General features: G+C 53.0%; 23 protein-coding genes. All 23 read left to right on the top strand.

What is annotated here, in order from left to right; genetic code table 11:
* Positions 1–302 precede the first annotated feature (302 nt).
* The gene (gene zupT, locus QY316_06425; GenBank protein WKZ34029.1) at positions 303–1202 is read left to right on the top strand and encodes a zinc transporter ZupT; all 900 of its coding nucleotides are present in this window, start codon (positions 303–305) and stop codon (positions 1200–1202) included.
* A 251-nt stretch (positions 1203–1453) separates the two neighbouring features.
* Positions 1454–2257, top strand: coding sequence for a hypothetical protein (locus tag QY316_06420; protein WKZ34028.1), 804 nt, complete (start codon positions 1454–1456; stop codon positions 2255–2257).
* Between the two features lie 150 nt (positions 2258–2407).
* Positions 2408–2644 (top strand): hypothetical protein, encoded by a 237-nt coding sequence (locus QY316_06415; protein WKZ34027.1) that lies wholly within the window; start codon positions 2408–2410, stop codon positions 2642–2644.
* A gap of 435 nt (positions 2645–3079) precedes the next feature.
* Positions 3080–3268 (top strand): helix-turn-helix domain-containing protein, encoded by a 189-nt coding sequence (locus tag QY316_06410; protein WKZ34026.1) that lies wholly within the window; start codon positions 3080–3082, stop codon positions 3266–3268.
* Between the two features lie 220 nt (positions 3269–3488).
* The gene (locus tag QY316_06405; GenBank protein WKZ34025.1) at positions 3489–3785 is read left to right on the top strand and encodes a DUF6516 family protein; all 297 of its coding nucleotides are present in this window, start codon (positions 3489–3491) and stop codon (positions 3783–3785) included.
* The gene (locus tag QY316_06400) at positions 3782–4156 is read left to right on the top strand and encodes a winged helix DNA-binding protein (GenBank protein ID WKZ34024.1); all 375 of its coding nucleotides are present in this window, start codon (positions 3782–3784) and stop codon (positions 4154–4156) included. The genes QY316_06405 and QY316_06400 overlap by 4 nt, the downstream gene beginning before the upstream one ends.
* 4 nt (positions 4157–4160) lie before the next feature.
* Complete coding sequence (locus QY316_06395; protein WKZ34023.1) at positions 4161–4439, top strand: HigA family addiction module antitoxin; 279 nt, start codon at positions 4161–4163, stop codon at positions 4437–4439.
* A 38-nt stretch (positions 4440–4477) separates the two neighbouring features.
* Positions 4478–5377, top strand: coding sequence for a hypothetical protein (locus QY316_06390; GenBank protein WKZ34022.1), 900 nt, complete (start codon positions 4478–4480; stop codon positions 5375–5377).
* A 103-nt stretch (positions 5378–5480) separates the two neighbouring features.
* Entirely contained in the window at positions 5481–5762 is a 282-nt protein-coding gene (locus tag QY316_06385) for a hypothetical protein (GenBank protein WKZ34021.1), read from the top strand.
* A 512-nt stretch (positions 5763–6274) separates the two neighbouring features.
* Positions 6275–7132: a hypothetical protein gene (locus QY316_06380; protein ID WKZ34020.1), complete on the top strand. Its 858-nt coding sequence runs from the start codon at positions 6275–6277 to the stop codon at positions 7130–7132.
* A gap of 231 nt (positions 7133–7363) precedes the next feature.
* Entirely contained in the window at positions 7364–8053 is a 690-nt protein-coding gene (locus tag QY316_06375) for a hypothetical protein (protein WKZ34019.1), read from the top strand.
* A 172-nt stretch (positions 8054–8225) separates the two neighbouring features.
* Complete coding sequence (locus QY316_06370) at positions 8226–8795, top strand: hypothetical protein (protein WKZ34018.1); 570 nt, start codon at positions 8226–8228, stop codon at positions 8793–8795.
* Between the two features lie 445 nt (positions 8796–9240).
* Complete coding sequence (locus QY316_06365; protein WKZ34017.1) at positions 9241–9705, top strand: hypothetical protein; 465 nt, start codon at positions 9241–9243, stop codon at positions 9703–9705.
* Complete coding sequence (locus QY316_06360) at positions 9692–11245, top strand: phage/plasmid primase, P4 family (protein ID WKZ34016.1); 1554 nt, start codon at positions 9692–9694, stop codon at positions 11243–11245. Before QY316_06365 ends, QY316_06360 begins: the two co-directional genes overlap by 14 nt.
* Positions 11246–11711: 466 nt before the next feature.
* Entirely contained in the window at positions 11712–13619 is a 1908-nt protein-coding gene (locus tag QY316_06355; GenBank protein WKZ34015.1) for a hypothetical protein, read from the top strand.
* A 260-nt stretch (positions 13620–13879) separates the two neighbouring features.
* Positions 13880–14257 carry a hypothetical protein gene (locus tag QY316_06350; protein WKZ34014.1) on the top strand — a complete coding sequence of 126 codons (378 nt, stop codon included), beginning with the start codon at positions 13880–13882 and terminating at the stop codon, positions 14255–14257.
* A gap of 142 nt (positions 14258–14399) precedes the next feature.
* Positions 14400–14888, top strand: coding sequence for a hypothetical protein (locus tag QY316_06345; GenBank protein ID WKZ34013.1), 489 nt, complete (start codon positions 14400–14402; stop codon positions 14886–14888).
* A 230-nt stretch (positions 14889–15118) separates the two neighbouring features.
* On the top strand, positions 15119–15838 hold the full coding sequence (locus QY316_06340; GenBank protein WKZ34012.1) for a hypothetical protein: 720 nt from the start codon (positions 15119–15121) through the stop codon (positions 15836–15838).
* Between the two features lie 46 nt (positions 15839–15884).
* Positions 15885–16103, top strand: coding sequence for a hypothetical protein (locus tag QY316_06335; protein WKZ34011.1), 219 nt, complete (start codon positions 15885–15887; stop codon positions 16101–16103).
* A 13-nt stretch (positions 16104–16116) separates the two neighbouring features.
* Positions 16117–16380, top strand: coding sequence for a hypothetical protein (locus tag QY316_06330; GenBank protein WKZ34010.1), 264 nt, complete (start codon positions 16117–16119; stop codon positions 16378–16380).
* A complete protein-coding gene (locus QY316_06325; GenBank protein ID WKZ34009.1) occupies positions 16364–16807 on the top strand; it encodes a hypothetical protein in 444 nt (147 codons plus the stop codon). Before QY316_06330 ends, QY316_06325 begins: the two co-directional genes overlap by 17 nt.
* Positions 16808–17317: a hypothetical protein gene (locus QY316_06320; GenBank protein ID WKZ34008.1), complete on the top strand. Its 510-nt coding sequence runs from the start codon at positions 16808–16810 to the stop codon at positions 17315–17317.
* Positions 17314–18519 (top strand): site-specific integrase, encoded by a 1206-nt coding sequence (locus QY316_06315; protein ID WKZ34007.1) that lies wholly within the window; start codon positions 17314–17316, stop codon positions 18517–18519. Before QY316_06320 ends, QY316_06315 begins: the two co-directional genes overlap by 4 nt.
* Positions 18520–18525 lie beyond the last annotated feature (6 nt).

Below are 18525 nucleotides of genomic sequence, written 5' to 3'. Positions count from 1 at the left end.
CCTACCCAATAAAGGGCCGGTCTAGGCGGGATCGTTTAAAGGTTATTCTGGGTGAGGTTGATGTAAGGGAGGCCAACCATGACACAGCTTGCGCCGACCGAATGGCGACAAGAAATAAATCCTGCTTACCTTAACACCATAAATTACAAATGGCAAGCAAAAAATGATGCCCCTTGAAAGAATGCCCGCCGGGATGTTACAAATCTCATTATGTTGGCGATGAGAAAGACTATGAGTGACCCCGCAAAAATCGAAGCTCCGGCAGACGGCATAAGGCCGGTATCGCGCATCCGGGAGGCCTTATGAGCGGCGTCTGGCTCGCGCTCGGGCTTACCCTATTCGCCGGAATGGCCACGGGCATAGGTAGCGCCATAGCCTTTTTCGCCAAAAGGACCAACTACCGGTTCCTTTCGGTCTCGACAGGCTTCTCCGCCGGGGTTATGTTATATGTCTCGTTCGTGGAGATACTCCTTAAGGGCGGGAGCGCCCTCACCGAGGCCTACGGCGACTACTGGGGGCACTGGGCGAACGCGGGCTCGTTCTTCGGCGGCATACTCTTCATAGCCGTAATCGACAACCTCATCCCGGCAGCCCGGAACCCGCACGAGACCCACGCAGGCTCGGAGCGGGCCCCGCTTAAGGGCGAAGCCGCGATAGAGCCCGGCGCGGCTGCGTACGACGATAACCAGGCAGGCGGCATACACGACCACGCGGCCCATAATAGCAAGCTCCACAGGATGGGGCTCTTTACCGCCCTCGCCATAGCCATCCACAACCTGCCCGAAGGACTTGCGACATTCCTCGCTGCGATGCACGACCCCGGCTTGGGGATTGCCATAGCGGTCGCGGTAGCCCTCCATAATATCCCGGAGGGCATAAGCGTCTCTGTCCCCATATACTACGCTACCGGGAAGCGCGGCAAGGCCTTCGCCTACTCGCTCATTAGCGGCCTTGCCGAGCCAGTGGGCGCGCTCATAGGATATCTCCTCATCCTTTATTTCGTGGGCGTTAACGGCGACGGAATGATAATCCCGCCCGAGGTCATGGGCATCATCTTCGGCGGCATCGCCGGGGTAATGGTGTATATAAGCCTCGACGAACTGCTTCCGACGAGCCGCACATATGGCAAGGGGCACGACAGCATCCTCGGCCTTGTGCTGGGGATGGCGGTCATGGCGTTGAGCTTGCTATTGATGAAGTAGTTTACAAAAGGATTTAGGGAAACGGTCATAAACCCTCGGTCTTTCTAGGCCCGGGGAGAAGTTCATAATTTAAAAAATACCTAGTTTTTATGAACCTCTCCCCGGCCTGAAGGCCGGGGTATCGGGAAACCGTGAGGCGATATTGCCTCCGCTACGCCAGCTTACGCTGGCTTCGCTACGGGCGGCCATTCATCCCCGGCCTTGAAAGGCCGGGGGTTTCTGACCGTTTCTCTAAATATTTGAGTATAGCTATGAATTATCAAAAGTTTAAAAGGAACATTCAGGATATTTGCAACATTTGCAAAAAAAAATCACAACTCTCTTGGGATCATATTCCTCCAAAGGGGGGAGTTGAATTATTGCCTATGGAAATTGAGGGAATATATAAGATACTGATGAATAAACAAAATGAAGGAGAAAGGCAGTTCGTTATCACTCAAAACGGCGTAAAATATCGAACCATCTGTAAAGAGTGTAATTCATTATTGGGAACAAGATATGATCCGGTATTAAATGAATTTAGTATTTCACTCAGTAAACTTTTAAAATCCAATCTCTACCTACCTTGCCCCATAATCAAAATCAAAACGCGCCCTAATGCGATTATTCGGGGTATTCTTGGACATCTTCTAGCCGCTAAAATCGAATTTTTTGAATCACCATTCGATGAAAAGATTAGATTATTTCTAGCAGATGAAAAATCTTTACTCCCAGATGATATTTCAATTTTCTATTGGCTATATCCATATAATCAAACCGTAATTTTCAGAGATTTTTCGATGCCAGCGATTAGGGGAATTTATAATGAATGGGGATTTTTTAATGTTATCAAATATTTTCCACTTGCCTATATAATTACAAATCTTAAAAGCTATGATAGTCTTCCAGAGCTTTCTTATTATCGTGAATTCGATTTAACAATGGAAATAGAGATGAAAATCGACTTGAGAAACATTAGAAAGAGGGATTGGCCAGAACATGTGGGTCCCAATGATGTAATATTACTTGGTAAAGATGGATTGGACTCAATAAGAGCAAAACCTAGAAAAATTTAAATATCCAATTTTCCCGGAAGTGCGGGAATAAAAAACGGAGCATATATATGAGCATTTTTTATTCACGCCAGCAACAAAGAGTCCGGGGAAAATAGCAATTTTAAGAAATTGCCATAAGAAAAACTAAATTAGGGATAAATGGGGGGCCGCATGGAGAAAGATATATGCCCTTGCAGCACGTTAAATTGGGATTGCTGGATAAAAGTCGACCATAACGCCGAGCCGCTCATACCCCCTGAACTCTGGTTTTCATCAGAGTGCGTTGAGTGCGGCAAAAAAAACTTTGCGCCTCATGCCGAGCTCGATGAAGGCACGATACCAAAGGACATTTTAGAGAGAGGGCGTGCCTGGTATGAGTCGAACCAGCCGTTAAAAGAGAAGGTCTGACTGAATAAGCGAATCCCCCATTACAATCACGCCGCTCCCTTCCCTTGGGGCGGCTTTTATTGCCTTAACAGGGTTGGACAGGGTTGGATAAATACTTAGAAAACTTAAAGGGGCTACGGGCCTTTACCCGTAACCCCTTGATTTATTTGGCGCCCCCGAGACGATTCGAACGTCCGACACACGGATTAGGAAAACGTCCGGGGGCTTTTTCTCGCCTTCCTATTTCTTATGCTTTTTGACAATTTCCCTTAAAATCCGGAAGGTTTCTATAAAATGACACTTTACCGGGTTTTACTGGTTTTTACACAGTTTTAAATTTTTTGGGCAAAGTAACGGGCAAAGTAAGCCTGTCGATACAGCAAAAATACAGGAGAAAGGCCATGCCGAGTAAAAGCACCTCCGGCCACAAAATCCTTGGGGCATAAAGACAATGCGGTGATAAAGCCGCGGCTATTGAGCATCGAGCAGGCCGCAATATATCTCGGCCGGACACCAGGTGCTGTCAGGGAGCTCATATACAAAGGCCGCCTGCCGATGGTCAAGCTCGACAGGCGCATACATCTGGACCTGAACGATCTCGACCGCATCATAGAGCAGCACAAGGTCACTGAGGCCGTGTTCTGAGGCGCGGACCCCAGGGCCTTCAGGAGCGGTTCAGAGGCTACTGGAGGGCCTCAGAGCCTTGATAGCGCCCCTCGCCTGTATCTTGGGGCGGCTCAGAGGTTCAAGCAGCTCTCAGGAGGCTCCGGAGAGTTTCCCGCGCCGCTCGCCCCAAGCATCGGGCAGTCCTGGCCTATGCCAAAAAAGGTTGCAATAATCTTTTTGATGATATAATATAACACCAATGAAGGCGCGCCGCATAATCCATCAGAAAGTGGTCGAGGATTCCGGTAACATCGTGGAGTTGAAGCTATGGCAGGTGCCTCCCTCTACGGACAGGCCACATGGATATAAATATTCGCTCGTTTATATCGTGGACGGAGACCGAGTCATAGGCTATGACAACGCCGAAGGCAAAGGGGACCATCGGCATTTCAGGGGCGAGGAGAAGCCGTACAGGTTCAAGAATCTGAAGGCCCTCGTAAAGGACTTTCAGGATGATATTAAACGCCTGAAAGCATTAAAGGAGAAAAAGTCATGAAGGCAAAGAAAGTCAAGGTTGGCATAAAAAGCACAAAAGAGGCCCTGGATGATTTCGTAAAGGCCGGGGAAGCTATCGAGCGCGGCCAGAAGGCTTCAAAGCAAGAGGGCCTTTTCTTTGAGAGCATAGAAGGGTTTCGAAAGGCACTAACACCCAGGAGGATCGAGCTGCTTCACATCATACGGGAGCAGCGCCCGGAGAGCATCCAGGAGCTCGCAAGACTCGCAGACAGGGACATGAGGGCCGTTGTTACCGACATAAGCATCCTCGAGCGGTACGGCCTCGTGGACATGAAGCGGAAGAAGGACGGCAGGAAGCTTTCAACGCCGATCGTGGACTACGACACCATCGATATAAAAATAGCGGTTTAAAGGCATGGAGCGGTATATGCACAATCCTCCTCACCCAGGAGAAGTCATAAAGAAACTCTGCATAGAGCCCCTGGGACTCTCCATCACCGAGACGGCTGAGGCCCTGGGCGTATGCCGCAAGACCCTTTCGGAGCTGGTGAACGGCCGTGCCGGCAGCCCGGAGATGGCCGTGAGGCTTTCCATTGCCTTTAACACCACGCCCGAGAGCTGGCTCAATCAGCAGATGCAGTATGATCTTTGGGAGGTACGGAAAAAGAAGCTGAAGGTGAAAAAGATAGCCTAAAGAGAGATCAGGTTGTCCACGAGAATGGAGAATGATAATTGAAAAAGGAAGTGTCATGTGTTGCAAATAAGGATTTGCCAGAATGGGTTTGTATTTTTTTCAATAGGCTACTTTTGCCTGAAAAAAATATTATTGCCCGCCGCTTAATAGAGTACCGTAGTATTGGAAATATTTTCTGCGAGATTGACAATAAAATACCACCTAACAAAAAGAATATAGGCCGTGAAACTGTTCTGGCTATCATAGTTGATGGGGCAGTTCTCTGTAATCCTTCAAAACCTATAATAGATTCAGACGAAAGTCCTAGCTCATTATTTTTATCAACCAAAGAAATCAGAAAAAATAAGAAGCATGCACTGGAATTGCATCAAGAAATTCATAAGATAGCTGAGGAACTGGAAAATAAAATCAATGAATTTCAAGCCTCATTAGATAAAGGATACTTTGAAAATAATACAAATACAGATTTGCTCACGCTAATAGAAAGAGCAGGAAGAAATACCTCAGACCACAATCAAGCGTATAAGTTTGAAAATTATGTTTTGCCACTTTTAGAAAAGATAGATCATCTGGGACCAGGCTACTACCCATCAATCCAGCAGGTCCTTTGCGCCTTAAGACTTGAACTTGAACCCATCTCTCGTTCTAAAATAGATATGATCGTCAGGTTTAATGACGAGCCAATCGCTTTGTCTAGAGGAATTTACAATTGGAAAAAAATACTGGCTTCCCGCGAGGCGTCTCCTTCTGACTATGTGCGCTTTTTATTTTATAGCATTGAAGAGGCTAAACAGTCTTTGCTTTTGCCAAAGGATTTCAATCTGTCAAACCATTCAATCTCTGAAATTACTTCATGCGTCTTAGAATTAAAAGATAGTTTTACGGAGGATAACGTTCGAAAAATAAAGAAAAAAATAGAAACGGAAAACAGTCCTTAAAAAAAGATATCAGTATTCCGCGACAGCTTTTCTTTTAGTTGCTATAAAGCCAGAGACTTAATCGTTTCTGGCTTTTTGTTTTTTTCAACTATGGAGGACGAATATGAGCGAGAACACCTTCAGCACGATGGATGCATACTGCGCGGGATTTCTTGTCCTGCAAGGCCATCGCCCACAGTTACTCTCAGAAGGTCCAAAAGTCGTTTTCGTCTTCCCTTCCACCCCTGCTTTATCTGAGCACATCACGAATTATCATTCCGGCGGCAAGGTGGAAGCCATCAAGCTCGCAAACGCAATAAAATTTCTGAAATCGCAGATGTTCTTACGAAAGAGAATGGAAATGGAAAACGGAGGAAGTTCTCATGGCAGGATCCCCTCTCTTTAATAGCCACAGATCGCTCGCAAAACTGAAGCGTTTTACGAGCGCGCCAGGATTTTCTTGCCCCTCGAAAAATAAGGAGGATGCATAGCCATGTCCTCCGCTAAACCCCTTACAGCAAGACTACTGAGCGTCGAGCAGGCCGCAATATATTTAGGCCGGACCCCCGGCGCTCTCCGCCAAATGATCTTCAAGGGCACGCTCCCGGTAGTACGCATCGGGGGCCGCGTCCAGCTCGACATTCGAGATCTTGACCGGTTGATAGAAAATTCCAGGACGGCAGAGAGTTGTTTCTAACCACAATAAACAAGCAGAGGAGGAAGTAAATGGGAGCACAGATTACGAGAGACGAAAGAGACAAATTCCGGGCGGCCGCGGAGGACGCGATCCTCATGCGCGCCTGCAAAATCAAGAAGACTGAGGGGCGCCCCGGAGCGAGGGACCTCATAGGCTTCAACCTGCAAGAACTGGCTCGCGAGAGTCTGCGTTTTCAGAGTCTTCCCGTAGGGGGCACTGCCTTGGAGATGGTGGGCCGCGCCCTCGCGCCCGAGCAGCATTTAGCGACCCGGACTCTCACCACGAGCGATTTCCCGTCCATCCTCTCGAACGTAGCCAACAAAATGCTCTTCGAGGGGTACGAAACACAGGAGGAAACCTGGAGAATATGGTGCGCTCCCGGCAGCCTTCCGGATTTCAAGCCCAATACGTTTGCCAAGGCATCCGAGTCCGACGACCTCGACGAAATAGCCGAGTCCGACGAATACAAGTACGGCAAGCTTACTGACGCAAAGGAGACCGCCAAACTCGCCACATACGGCAAGCTCTTCAGGATAACCCGCCAGGCCATAATCAATGACGATCTCGGCGCCCTAACCGACATTCCCTATAAGCACGGCGAGGCTGCCGCAAGGAAGATCGGAGACATAGCATACGCAGTACTCACAAGCAACCCCCAGATGGGTGATGGCAACCCGCTCTTCGATGCGGCGCATAACAACATAGGCACCGGCGGAAATCCCGGCGAGACCACGCTCGCGGAGGGCATTGCGCTCATGGGACTCCAGAAGGACCTCCAGGGCATTTCAAACCTCAATATCAGGGCTCAGTACTTTATCGCCCCTCTCGCCCTCGAGGGTGCGGCCGAGACATTCTTCAACTCAGGGCAGTTCGCCGGAGACAACAAAGCGGCCACGCGGGCAAACCCGTATGCCGGGACCAGGTTTACACGGGTCTACGATCCCCGCCTCGACGCCGACAGCTCCAAAACGTGGTACCTGGCCGGCCCCAAGGGGAAAACCATAAAGGTCTTCTTTCTAAACGGTGAGCAGGAGCCCTATCTCGAAGAGAAAGAGGCGTGGAATATGGACGGCGTGTAGTTCAAGGTCCGCATCGACGCAGCCGCAAAAGCCATTGATAGGCGCGCCCTGGTCAAGAACGAGGGGCCGGAGAGCTAATTAATACCCTGTCCCTCACCTCATCCAGGGAGGTCCCCTTTGCTGGCCCGTCCAGCCACCAAAGGGGCGGCTCTCATCCGGGACTGCTGCCGCAGTGTTTCCCCGGGTGAGAGCCAAATTAATTCATTAATCAAATCGAATTGGAGGATTCTAATGGCATTAGAGATTTTAAAAAGGAATACAGCTCAAAATAAAAAACGCGAGGAGCTCGCGAAGATATTGGAGGACCGGCAGGACTCGCGCCAAGCGGTCGAAGACTTTGAGAACACCTTATCAGAGCTCAAAGGCAAAAGGAGAAAGTTCGAGGAGGAATTCCCCGAGTTCACTGCGGCCGCAGAGCGAGCCGAGGGCGAGAGAAGGTCTGCGGTCGATGCTTTTGTTCTCGGCAAAATTTCACAGCAGGACCTTGATGCAGCGAGATCAAAAGCTGACCGGGCAAAGTCTCAGGTAGCCGAGTTGACAGAGCTCATGGAGGCTATAGGGCACGCCCTCGAGGGCCAGGAGCGGCAGCGGTCCGTTGTTGACCGAGATCGCGCGGCTGCTGACCACCGGTTTTGGCAACATGTCCTCGAGGAACTCACAATCGAAATACAGCCGCAACTCGATCTCATCTTAAAGGCGTATGCTGCCTTCCTTAATTCAAAAACGCATTTTCACGGGTCCCCGAGGTTCGCGCATTTTCTCGCGTCAATATTCGAGGTTCGGTCTGAAAAGGGGCAGGTCTTCGCACTCGATACCCCGCAAGGCGCGGCCCTGGCTGAAGAGCGCGCCCGCGGGCTCATGAAGGAGGTTGAGGCAGAGTTTCTAAACAGGCTTAGCAATCCCGGACCTCCACGGGATTGAGGGGATACCCATCCGCCTGGTGCGGTGTTCACCAGGCGGATGCTCCCTCTTGGTTGATAAAAAAACTCCGGTGTACTCCTCCCGCCGGACCAGGGGGCTTCCCCTTCCCTGGCCTTATCTGTGAGAAGCAGAGAGGCCAGGGAAGCCCCTGACAGCACAGGACAGAAGAGCCATGTTTACCTTTAAAGTTAAAGGTCTCAAAGAGCTTCAAGAGGCCCTGGATCCCGAAAAGTATAAAAAGATTGCCACGCGTACCCTGAACAAGCTCGGGCCTCAGGCAAGGACGGCCATAAGCCGCGAGGTACGCAGCGAGTACAATATCAAGCGCGACAGATTCGACGCGGGCTTATATGTGAAGCGAGTATCATGGGAGGACATGAAATTCCTGCTTGCCTTCAGAGGCCGTCCTCCGGGCTTGCAGCATTTCGACGCCAGACAGACTCGAAAGGGCGTCACTGTAAAAGTTAAAAAGGCCAGCGGCCGCAAGGTAGTTAAAAAAGGATTTATGGCCAACACCCCCGAGGGAGCTCCAGCTATCTGGAAGCGTACAGGAGAATTCCCAAGGACTATGACAAAGGGCAGGTACAAAGGCAAAATGCGAGAGCCTATTGAAAGACTGTATGGCCCGGATATCGTAGCGATGGTGAAGACCGTTGGCATCAGGGCGGCTCAAAAGATAGTACACGAGAAAGCCGAAAGCCTTCTCGCACACGAATTCGAACGGGAGATAGGAAGGAAGTGATTATCAAACCAGGGAGAGTTTATCGCCCTGGTTGCAGACAGGACTTCAGGGCAAGGGAGGAGAACAGGTATGGGGCCGGCAGCGTGAGGGAAATCAACCTCACCAACCCTGTGTTGAAGCACAGGACAGGATGACCCGCTGCCAGCCTCGCACCTCACCTCTGAAGGGCGGCATAGCTGATAACTATGCCGCCCCCCTGCCCCCTACTCAGCTTGCCAGCGTGAAATCATAGAGAGGCAAGGCTCAAAAAATTTTCACGGGTCCTTCCAGAGGGGTGGGGAATGCGGGTCCAATGACGCCCGAAGTTCGAGCGCGGTCCGAGATTTTTTAGGCTTGCAAAAATGCGTTAAAAAGAAAGCTGAGCAAAATGTGACGGACGGGGATACCCCTGAAAAATTTTGAAAAGCGAGGCAGCGTGCAAAAGGACAGGACATTAGCAGGCCACATGGAAAACTCGGGCAAGGACGCCGCCCACGTGGAGGACGCCTCCCGCGCCCTGAAATATTTTACCGCAAGTGACGCGGCCGCCGCCTTCTCAGTCGACTTCCTGGACGAGGCGGCCTGCCGCGCCTGGGTCCTCAGGAACCTTCACCCCGGCGAAGCCAGGTGCCCAGGCTGCCGGGCTTCGGTCGAGGGGCCCGGCGCGGTACGGAACTTCTGGGCCGGCGAGCGCTGTGCCTGCAAGCTCTGTGGACGCAAGTTTACTGCTGTCTCAGGGACCTTTCTGCAGGGCGCGCAACTCGCCTTCAGGCAGGTCTTCCTCATGGCCGCGCTTATGGAGGTCCGGGAACACGGCCTCGACATAAAGCTCATTGCCGGCATGATCGGCGTCTCGCCGGATACGATACGGATATGGCTCCGAAAATTCAAGGTCTTTGGGGAGGAGATGGACGAGGATGGAGGACGTTAAAAGCATCACGGAAGCCGTGAAGGCGCGCTGCAAGGAAGAGGCCGAGCGACTAAAAGCTGAAGGAGCCGCAAAGAGCGACATACCGCGGGAGTTCATCCATAATTGCCTGCAGGCGAATGAGTACGGGGATGGCTTGCTGTTCGCTGTATTAAACCGAGACAAGTACCTTTTCAATAAGACCGCCTGCGAGTGGTTCATCTGGAGCGGCCACCATTGGCGATTCGACGTGTACAACCGGGTCTTCCAGGGCGTCGAGGAAGTGGCCCTTTTGTACACTGAAGAGGCCGCCAGGATCAAGGAGGAACAACGCCAGGCAGAGGCTTCAGAGCAGGAGGCCCGCGCCAAGAAGATAGAGTTCACGATCAAGGACTACCGCCGCCGCGTTAACCGCCTCAGGTCCTTGCGCGGCGCTCGCAATTGTCTGGACTGGGCTCACATAGTGGAGCCGGCCATGAGCGCTTGCGGCGAGGAGCTCGACAAGGACCAATGGATACTCGGCGTAGCTAACGGCGTTATAGAGCTTCGGACCGGTCGCTTCCGCGAAGGCCGCCCCGAGGACCGCATCACCAAGTCAGCGCCGCATGAATGGACCGACTATGACGCGCCGTCGCCTATCTGGGAGAAGTTTCTCGAGGACGTCTTCGCCGGCGACATGGAGCTCGTGGCCTATGTACAGCGGCTCTTCGGCTACGGCGTCACGGGCCTTGCTACCGAGCATATCCTGTCGGTTCTCCACGGCGAAGGCCGGAACGGCAAGAGCACGTTTGTAGAGGCCCTGCGTTACACCCTGGGCCCGCTCGTGCAGCCTATCCAGTCCGAGATGCTCCTGGACCAGCGGAACTCAAGATTGAGCTCCGGCGCCTCGCCGGACCTTATGACGCTCAAAGGCCTCAGGATAGCCCTTGCCTCGGAGACGGACGAAGGGCGCCGCTTCTCGACGTCCAAGGCCAAGTGGCTATCGAGCGGGGACACCCTCACCGGCCGTAACCTCTACGATAAACATGAGACGACCTTTGAGCCAACGCACCTCCTCTGCCTTCTTACGAATCACCTGCCGCACGCTCCGGGTGACGATTACGCCTTTTGGCAGCGGATACACTTGCTCCCTTTTAAAATGAAATTCGTAGACGCCCCTCAAGGCGAAGACGAACGCCCCAAGGACCGGGAACTACCGGAGAAGCTCAAGGCCGAGGCCTCCGGTATACTGGCCTGGCTGGTCCGGGGGTGTATCGAGTGGCAGCGCCAGGGGCTCAACCCGCCCAAGGGAGTCAAGGCGGCCACGGAAGAGTATCGCTTCACGGAGGACCTCCTGGCCGAGTTCATTGAGTCTTGTTGTTATCCACCTGACGATACAAGCGACGACCGCGTGAGATTCAGCGAGGTCTATAAAGCCTTTCAGGATTGGTACTCAGAAGCCATTGGTCCTGAGCCTCCGCGCAAAAAGAGATTCTCCAGGCTTATGGAAAAGAAATTCCGCAAGGAAAAATCAGGCGGGCAGGTATGGTTCTACGGTTTGAGCCTGAGGCCGGACCTGTATTGAGGAGCGAAAGGAGAGCGGAAATCATGGCGTCATGCCCTTTCATACGTAAAATCATGGCTGTAAACGGCGGATACGGATAGCCTTTCCCCGCTTCCAAGATTTTCGAGTTTCGAGCCTATATCTTGCATATAGAGCTTAAGGCGGGATTCTCTTTATATAGTTATAGGATTTTTATCCTACTATCATAATAAGAGAAATAAGGAATAAGAAGTATAAGAGAAATAAATACTTATAAGGAACGGCTTGCCCATGATTGCCGAAAACAAAAATCCTGCCTTGTCATGCCCGGATAAAATCTCGGCCCTTCCACCTGATTTTTTCCACGTGGAACGCGCCATTACGCGAACTCACCAGCCGGCAGTTATGATTTCTGGCCTGAACAGAGTAAGGGGGAAGAGGGGCTCTTTTCGAATCGAAGGTCTAAAAAAAATACTCAAGATTTGTAGGTTGAAAGGGAGGGTGCTCTATGGCTGAACGGAAGCTCGACGTTGTGATCGCGGCGCAAGACTCTTTTTCGAAGCCGCTGACCCAGGCTGAAAAATCTTTCAAGGATTTTACCGGCAAGGTAGAGACCGGCTCCAAGGGAATGGGAAAAAGCCTTGACGGGCTCGGCGGCAGCATCATGGGCATCAGGGCCGCATGGCTCCAGGCTGCCGGCGTGGTAGCCTCTGCCGCCTGGCTCGTGGATGCCAGCAAGCAGGCCCTCGAGAGCGAGAAGGCCATGAACAGGCTCCGGATCCAGATCAACAGCCTGGGTGTTGACTACGATTCGTTAAAAGGCCACGTCGAGGATGTTATCAAGGCGAGCTCCCGTTATGCGCTTGTCCAGGACGATGAGGTCGCAGCCGTCCTTCAACAGCTTATATTCCTCACAGGCGATTACGCCGGGTCCGTCCAGAACCTCAACCTTGTTTTCGATCTCGCATATCAGAGAAGCATCTCTCAAAGTCAGGCTGCAACCCTTATCGGGAAAGCAATGGCCGGCAACATAGAGTCTCTTGGGGAACTAATACCTGAACTAAGAAACTTAAGCAAGGAACTCGGCCAGAACGCCTCACAAGCCGAAAAAACGGCTAAAGCGATGGACCTACTCAAAGGGAAGGTCTCCGGCGCGGTTAATGAAATGACCGAGCATGAAAGGAAGGTCCAAGAGGTAACGCTCGCCTATAACCAGCTTAAAGAGGCGATCGGAAACGTCGGCCTTGAGATAGCGGCCATGACGGTGAAGAACCTCAAAGCGCCGTTCGAATGGTTCGACTCGATAACCGGAGCGATAGACAAGGGCGCCGCATGGATAAACCCGAACGCGGCGGGCGGGAAAGACAACCGGAGGTACCCACTTAGTTCCTATCAGCCTGCTTTGCCTGGAAAGCAGCTGAGCACCGCCGGGGGCGGAGAAAGAGGATCAAAAACTTCCGGAGATTTCGAGAGCGGTGATTTTATCTGGACCGGGAGCGGCCTCCAGGCCGTACAGCCTTCTCTCTCGACCGGCCTCACCGGCTTTGACCTCGGCATGATAGGCGACTCACCTGCAAGCGGACTGGATACTTCGCTGAATATAGACTCCATGACCTCCAGCATCAGGGAGACATTTGAGACCCTTGCCGAGGACGAACGCATAGCGGAGGCTAAGGCAAAGCTCTGGAGCCTGAGCGCTCCCGAGGAGGAAGGCCCGGATGACGAATTTTCCCGCGCATGGTTCAGGTATGAACAGCAGCTCGGGGCACAGGAGGAATACAACACCAAACGGCTCTCTTTACTCGCTCAAGCCGGAGCAACGGAAGAGGAGCTATGGCAAGCCCAGACCGAAATGGAGATAGGCCTTGCCGAGAAGAAACGCACCTTCCAGCTGCAAACGGCGTCCTCAATGTTTGGAGCGAACGCAAACCTCCTTCAAAACCTCACAGTACTCACCGGAAAGGAAGGAGGCAAGGCATTCAATCTCATGAAGGGTTTCGCCATTGGGGAGACCACCATACAAACCTACAGGGCGGCAATGGGCGCATATGCGGCCCTTGCGCCTATCCCCGTAGTCGGTCCAGCCCTTGCCATCGCGGCAGCTACTGCCGCCACAGCGGCAGGCATGGCGAGTGTGCAGCAGATTCTGGCCACTCAGCCCGGGGGGACCTCCACGGCGGGACAGACTATCAGCGCCGAAGGCATGGCGAACCCCCCTTATGCAGGTGGATCTGCTAACGCCTATCCCGGACCGCTTCGTACCGAGCCGGCAGATACTCGACCCAAAATAGTCTTCAATGTGGAGAAAATCGAGCTTCTGGACGAGAGCTCAGTAGCCCTGCTTATGGAAAGGATGTCGAAGCTGAGCAAGGACTATGACGTAGAGCTCGTGGCAACGCGCATCGCGAAGCAATAAACCCCTCCAGAGTGGAGATCGGAAACATATATGAACGACGCTGAAAAAATCATCGAGTCTTGCCTCTGGATGCTTGAGTACAGGAAACGCTGCCCGGAAGAGGCAAAGAAGGAAATAATGCTGCCTCGGCCGAGAGGATAGGCGCCCTCGGGCGCGAGGCCTTCTGAAAGCGGGGCTCTATACGGCATGCGCTTACCATAACACGGCTGAGTGAGCGAGTTTTTTTCAAGACGCAAAAAAAAAACCAAGGAGGCAGTAAAATGGCAATCGAAGTATTTTCACCGGACGTGGCGATAGAGTACATCCCCGAATACGGGAAAAACAGGGAAAGCGATAAGCCCTGCATCGTAAAGCTCAGGTACGTCCCTTTTGTAAAATCCCAGGAGTACTCCAGACTCATCGCGGCCCGCCTCGGCCAGGGGGCACCGAGGGAGAAGGTAACTGAGGTTTCCCAGGCCGTGCAGAAAAGGCAGTTTTTCGATAACGTGGTCTCCACCTCAGGCTTTTTCGTGGACGGCAAGGAGATAACCACGGTAGAGGGGCTATGGGAGCATGCCCCCTCAGAACTCGTCCACGAGATCGTAACCGCGATGGAGAGCGCCCTGAAGCTCAAGGAGGGCCTCCGGGTCCACGCCTGAGCCGGCGTCCAGCCAAGGGCCGTATAAGGCTTCATGTATCGCGATTGCCTGAGGACCTTGCCTGTCGGAATGAGCTCAATTAGCACCACGGTTCACCCGGGAGACAAGGCCCTCAGGCGCTTATTGGCAGGGGAGGTCTTAGGTGCTCGATGAGAGTCCAGATAAAGGCGCGCTATGCCTTCCGACAGGCGTTAAGACTGCAGATACATGCGGAAAACATGATGGGCCTGCGGAGCACGCCGGGGCGGCGATCTTGGAGGAGCCCACTTCAAGCCTTTCTCCGGAATTGGTCGAATTCATGGAGAGTGACGAAGAGGTACTTGAAGAACTGTCGTCGGATCCTGAAAAACCTGAGAGCGCGATTGTTGACCTCACAGTGCATTCCGCATGCCACAAGGAACTCCCAGAGCTCCTTGTAAACCCCGAGGAAGTCCCGGCTGCGATTGAGGGACTGAACGGGCGCAGAAGCCGCCTGAGGACGCTCCAGGCAATCGAGAGGCGTCTCGAAAGGGAACTGATAGCGGCCGTTGCAAACGACAGGCCCGCCGAGGCCGCGAGGATCCGGAGGGCATACAATGAGAACTTCAATGAGCTCAAGGCGCTCTGCCGGGCCCTGGGTATTATCAGATAGGGCCGCATAAGGGTCTTGACACGAACGGGGGAATGCGGTATTTTACTTGTGTCTAAAACTCTATACGGGCTATCCCCTCCTCCGCATATTTGATGCGGAAAGGGGTGTTTCATATTTCAGGGTAGAAGAAAGCCCGAGTGTCTCCATATCGTGAGGTATGGGGGTGGTTTCGTATAGAGCCACAGACAACACTCGGGCTATTTTTATGCCCAAAATCCGGAGGACGTGCGATGCTGGTTAAAAAGACGATAGGGAAAAAGACCGAGGAAATCTACCCGGATATGGTACACAACAAATTCTTCGCGTTCCACGAAATGATCACGCCCCTCATGGAAAATATGAACGCAACAGGCACATACCAAACAAGGGTAATGGCCAGGCTTATTTGCGGCCTGAAGGAAATCTCCAATGACCTCCTCACCGAGATGGACCAGGTATTCCTCAAGGGGGAGATGGAGACCCCGGATGAAGAGCCGGAAAACAAAGCGAAGGAACTGGAGGAAGAGGTCCTCGCCGCGATGAAGGCATTGAGGGTCCTATACCCATACGAGGGAAGCGGCGCAACCGAGAGATACCTTACCCATACAACCGACACCTATGAGGCCGTGGCAAAGCTGTTCTTCCTCGCCAAAAAAAAGGCCGGTCATCCCCTGCCTGAATGTGTCAAGAAGAGATACATAGTCACAAACGAGGCCCCGGACGAGATGGCCGCCGAGAAGCCGAGAGAGGAACACGTATACGGGCGTATAAAAGATATCCACTTCCTCGTCAACCTTGACCTCGAAAGCCCGGACTCGCCGGGCGTCGATAATTTAAGCCACTGGATGGCCGAGATAGACCTGGAGATAGAAAAGCTCCAGGAGCTGAAGAAAAGGTGCATAGAGGAGCGAGCGCGCCGCAAGAAAGATTACCAGGCAAAGGCAACGGAAGAGGAGCGCGCCCTTCAATAACCTCGACTCAGAGAGTGTCTAACCCATAGAAGGGACGGAGCCAATCATGATGAGCGCGGAGCTCAAGAAGTTCATCGACGGGAACATAACAGAGAAGATGCTGAGCGAAACGGAGAGGCTGGACCGGGCAAAGGACCTCGCTGCCAGGTTGGCCTGCAGCTTCATCATCGAGGACAATCTGCAAGCATCCAAAAGATACGCCAGGCTGTTTAAAGAGGCCGACGATATCGAGCTTGCCGCAATCGAAAACCATGCCGCACACTGAGGAGGCCCGGACCATGCTGGAAAAAATACCCACAAGCCCGATGGACAATAAGCCTGAGGACGTCGAGAGCGAGATAGAGCACTCCCTTAATTATCTCAACAGCTTCTGCAGCATCATGTATTCCCTCGGGGAAAGCCATGCAATCGAGGGCACGTCTCCGGACAGCATCGCCTTTTTCTCGAAGGAGGCGTTTCAGCATATCGACTATCTTAGAGACCACTGCATCGATTACCGGAAGCAAATTCAAACGGAGGTTCAAAATGGCAAAGAAGAATGACGCGAAGCCCGGCTCCAGGAAGACCGTGACCATCGACCTCGATAAATTAAGGAAGGCAATAGACGAACTGGCCCCCGGCGTAAGGCATGTAGAGTCCCTCGAAAGGGCGATCTCTGAAGGAGAGGCCCGAATGGGCGGCCACGAGATGGGTCTGGTCCGGGAAATGACGCTATCGATGGATACGGTGCTCGGGTTCGGCGAGGCGGATAAACTAAGACAGACCGTCAACAACATGATAGCCGTCTGGAGCCTCCTGAAGTCTAAGGCCGGAGATGATGACTTCAACTTCAAGGTAAGCAGCAGGGATATGAAGAGTCTCGCCGAGGACGCCCTGGAGAAGCTCTTATACGCCAGGTTCCTGCTTAATGACGGTCGCCTTAAAAAGGGAGTGAAACCCGGCCCGCTCGCGGCCGCGAAGGGAGCGTAATTGAGAGAGATCGAGGAAAGCTGGACCCTGCCGCCGGCAGAGGGGCTGTGCACCGAATGCCTTCAGAAGCCGATAATCGCACAGGAGGATCTCATAGTCTGCTACTGCGAGCACAACCTCTCCGGCGCCCTGATGTTGATGGAAAACTGGATACCGTCCGGGCGGTGGCAGATATGGACTCCGGTCAGCGCAAAGGAGTTCGCGGATATCTTCGAGGCCGATGAAGGCCCGAGCAGGGGCTTAACAGAAGAGGCCTTGAATTCTTTATTGGAGGGATACATGGCCGAGGTGCTGCATATAGCTTCGATGCGCGGCGTTAGAAGGCTTAAGCACATTCGCGGGCTTTCAGACAAAGAAAAAGCATGCCTGGAAAGATACCTGAGAGTAATAAGGGAAGCCCCGGAGAACAAGGTCAACGCTGCGATCCTCACAGTGGATACTTATTTCAACTGTTTGAGGGACAATATAACGGGGTACAGGAAGGAAAAAAACGAGAAAGGAGGAGGATGATGGGAAGCGTCTACCGGCCCAAGTACAGGGACAAGAACGACAACTACGTCGAAAGCCAGGTCTGGTGGATCAAGTACTACCGGAACGGCAAGCCCTTTCGTGAGAGCTCGGGTTCAAAGAGAAAGACCGACGCCGAGAGGAAGCTCAAGTCCAGGGAGGGAGAGGTTGCAGAGGGCCGCTTCCAGGGCCTGCGGATCGAGCGGATACTCTTTGACGAACTCGCCGAGGACCTCCTGAACGACTACCGCGTGAACGGGAAGAAGACAGAGGATCGCGCCGGCCTGAGCGTAAGGACCCTGAAGGAAACCTTCGGGGGCGTGCGCGTCCCGGAGATAACGACGGACAGGATAAACATCTACATTCTCAAACGGCAGCAGGAGGACAAGGTCGAGAACGGCACCATCAACAGGGAGCTCTCGGCCCTCAAGCGCATGTTCCACCTGGGAGCCAGGCAGACCCCTCCCAAGGTGAAACAGGTCCCGTACATCCCTCACCTGAAGGAAGGCCCTCCGCGCTCCGGCTTTTTCGAGTTCGAGGAATACCAGGCGCTAAAGGAGGCCCTGCCCCCTCGCCTCAAGCCGCTCATAATCATGGCCTATCACACGGGCATGCGCCTGGGCGAGCTGAGGGGCCTTGTATGGGACCAGGTGGACCTTGTCGAGGGAAAGATAACCCTCAATGCCGGGTCCACGAAAAACGACGAGGCCAGGGTGGTCTACATGGAAGGCGAGCTGCTGGCCGCCATACGCTTCCAAAAGGCCCTCAAGGACGCGGACTGGCCTGATACCCCCTGGGTGCTCTTTGACGACCGTGGAGGGCCTCTGGGGCGCTTTGACAAGTCCTGGGACACAGCTTGCAAGAAGGCCTGGGAGAGGAGCGAAAAGAAGATAAGGCTATGGGACCCGGGTAAGGAGGTCCCTACCCGGATATTCCACGATCTCCGGAGGACGGCCGTCCGGAACATGGTCCGCGCCGGCGTGCCCGAGAGGGTTGCCATGCTCATATCCGGTCATAAGACCAGGAGCGTCTTCGAGAGGTACAACATCGTGAATGAGGAGGACCTCAAGAGGGCTTCGAGGAAGGTCTCTGACTACCACAAGGAGCGCGCCGCCCTGGGCAAAGAGGCCAATGGGCAAAGTTTAGGCAAAGTAGAGGGGATTACGGCCAGGGAGGAGGAGAAGTTGAATCAGCTAATGCATTGATTATAG

The organism is Thermodesulfobacteriota bacterium, assembly GCA_030583865.1.
Classification (GTDB): Bacteria; Desulfobacterota; GWC2-55-46; order GWC2-55-46; family GWC2-55-46; genus UBA5799.
The sequence above is the reverse complement of the archived record's forward strand: the minus strand, read 5'-3'. Positions and strand labels throughout refer to the sequence as shown.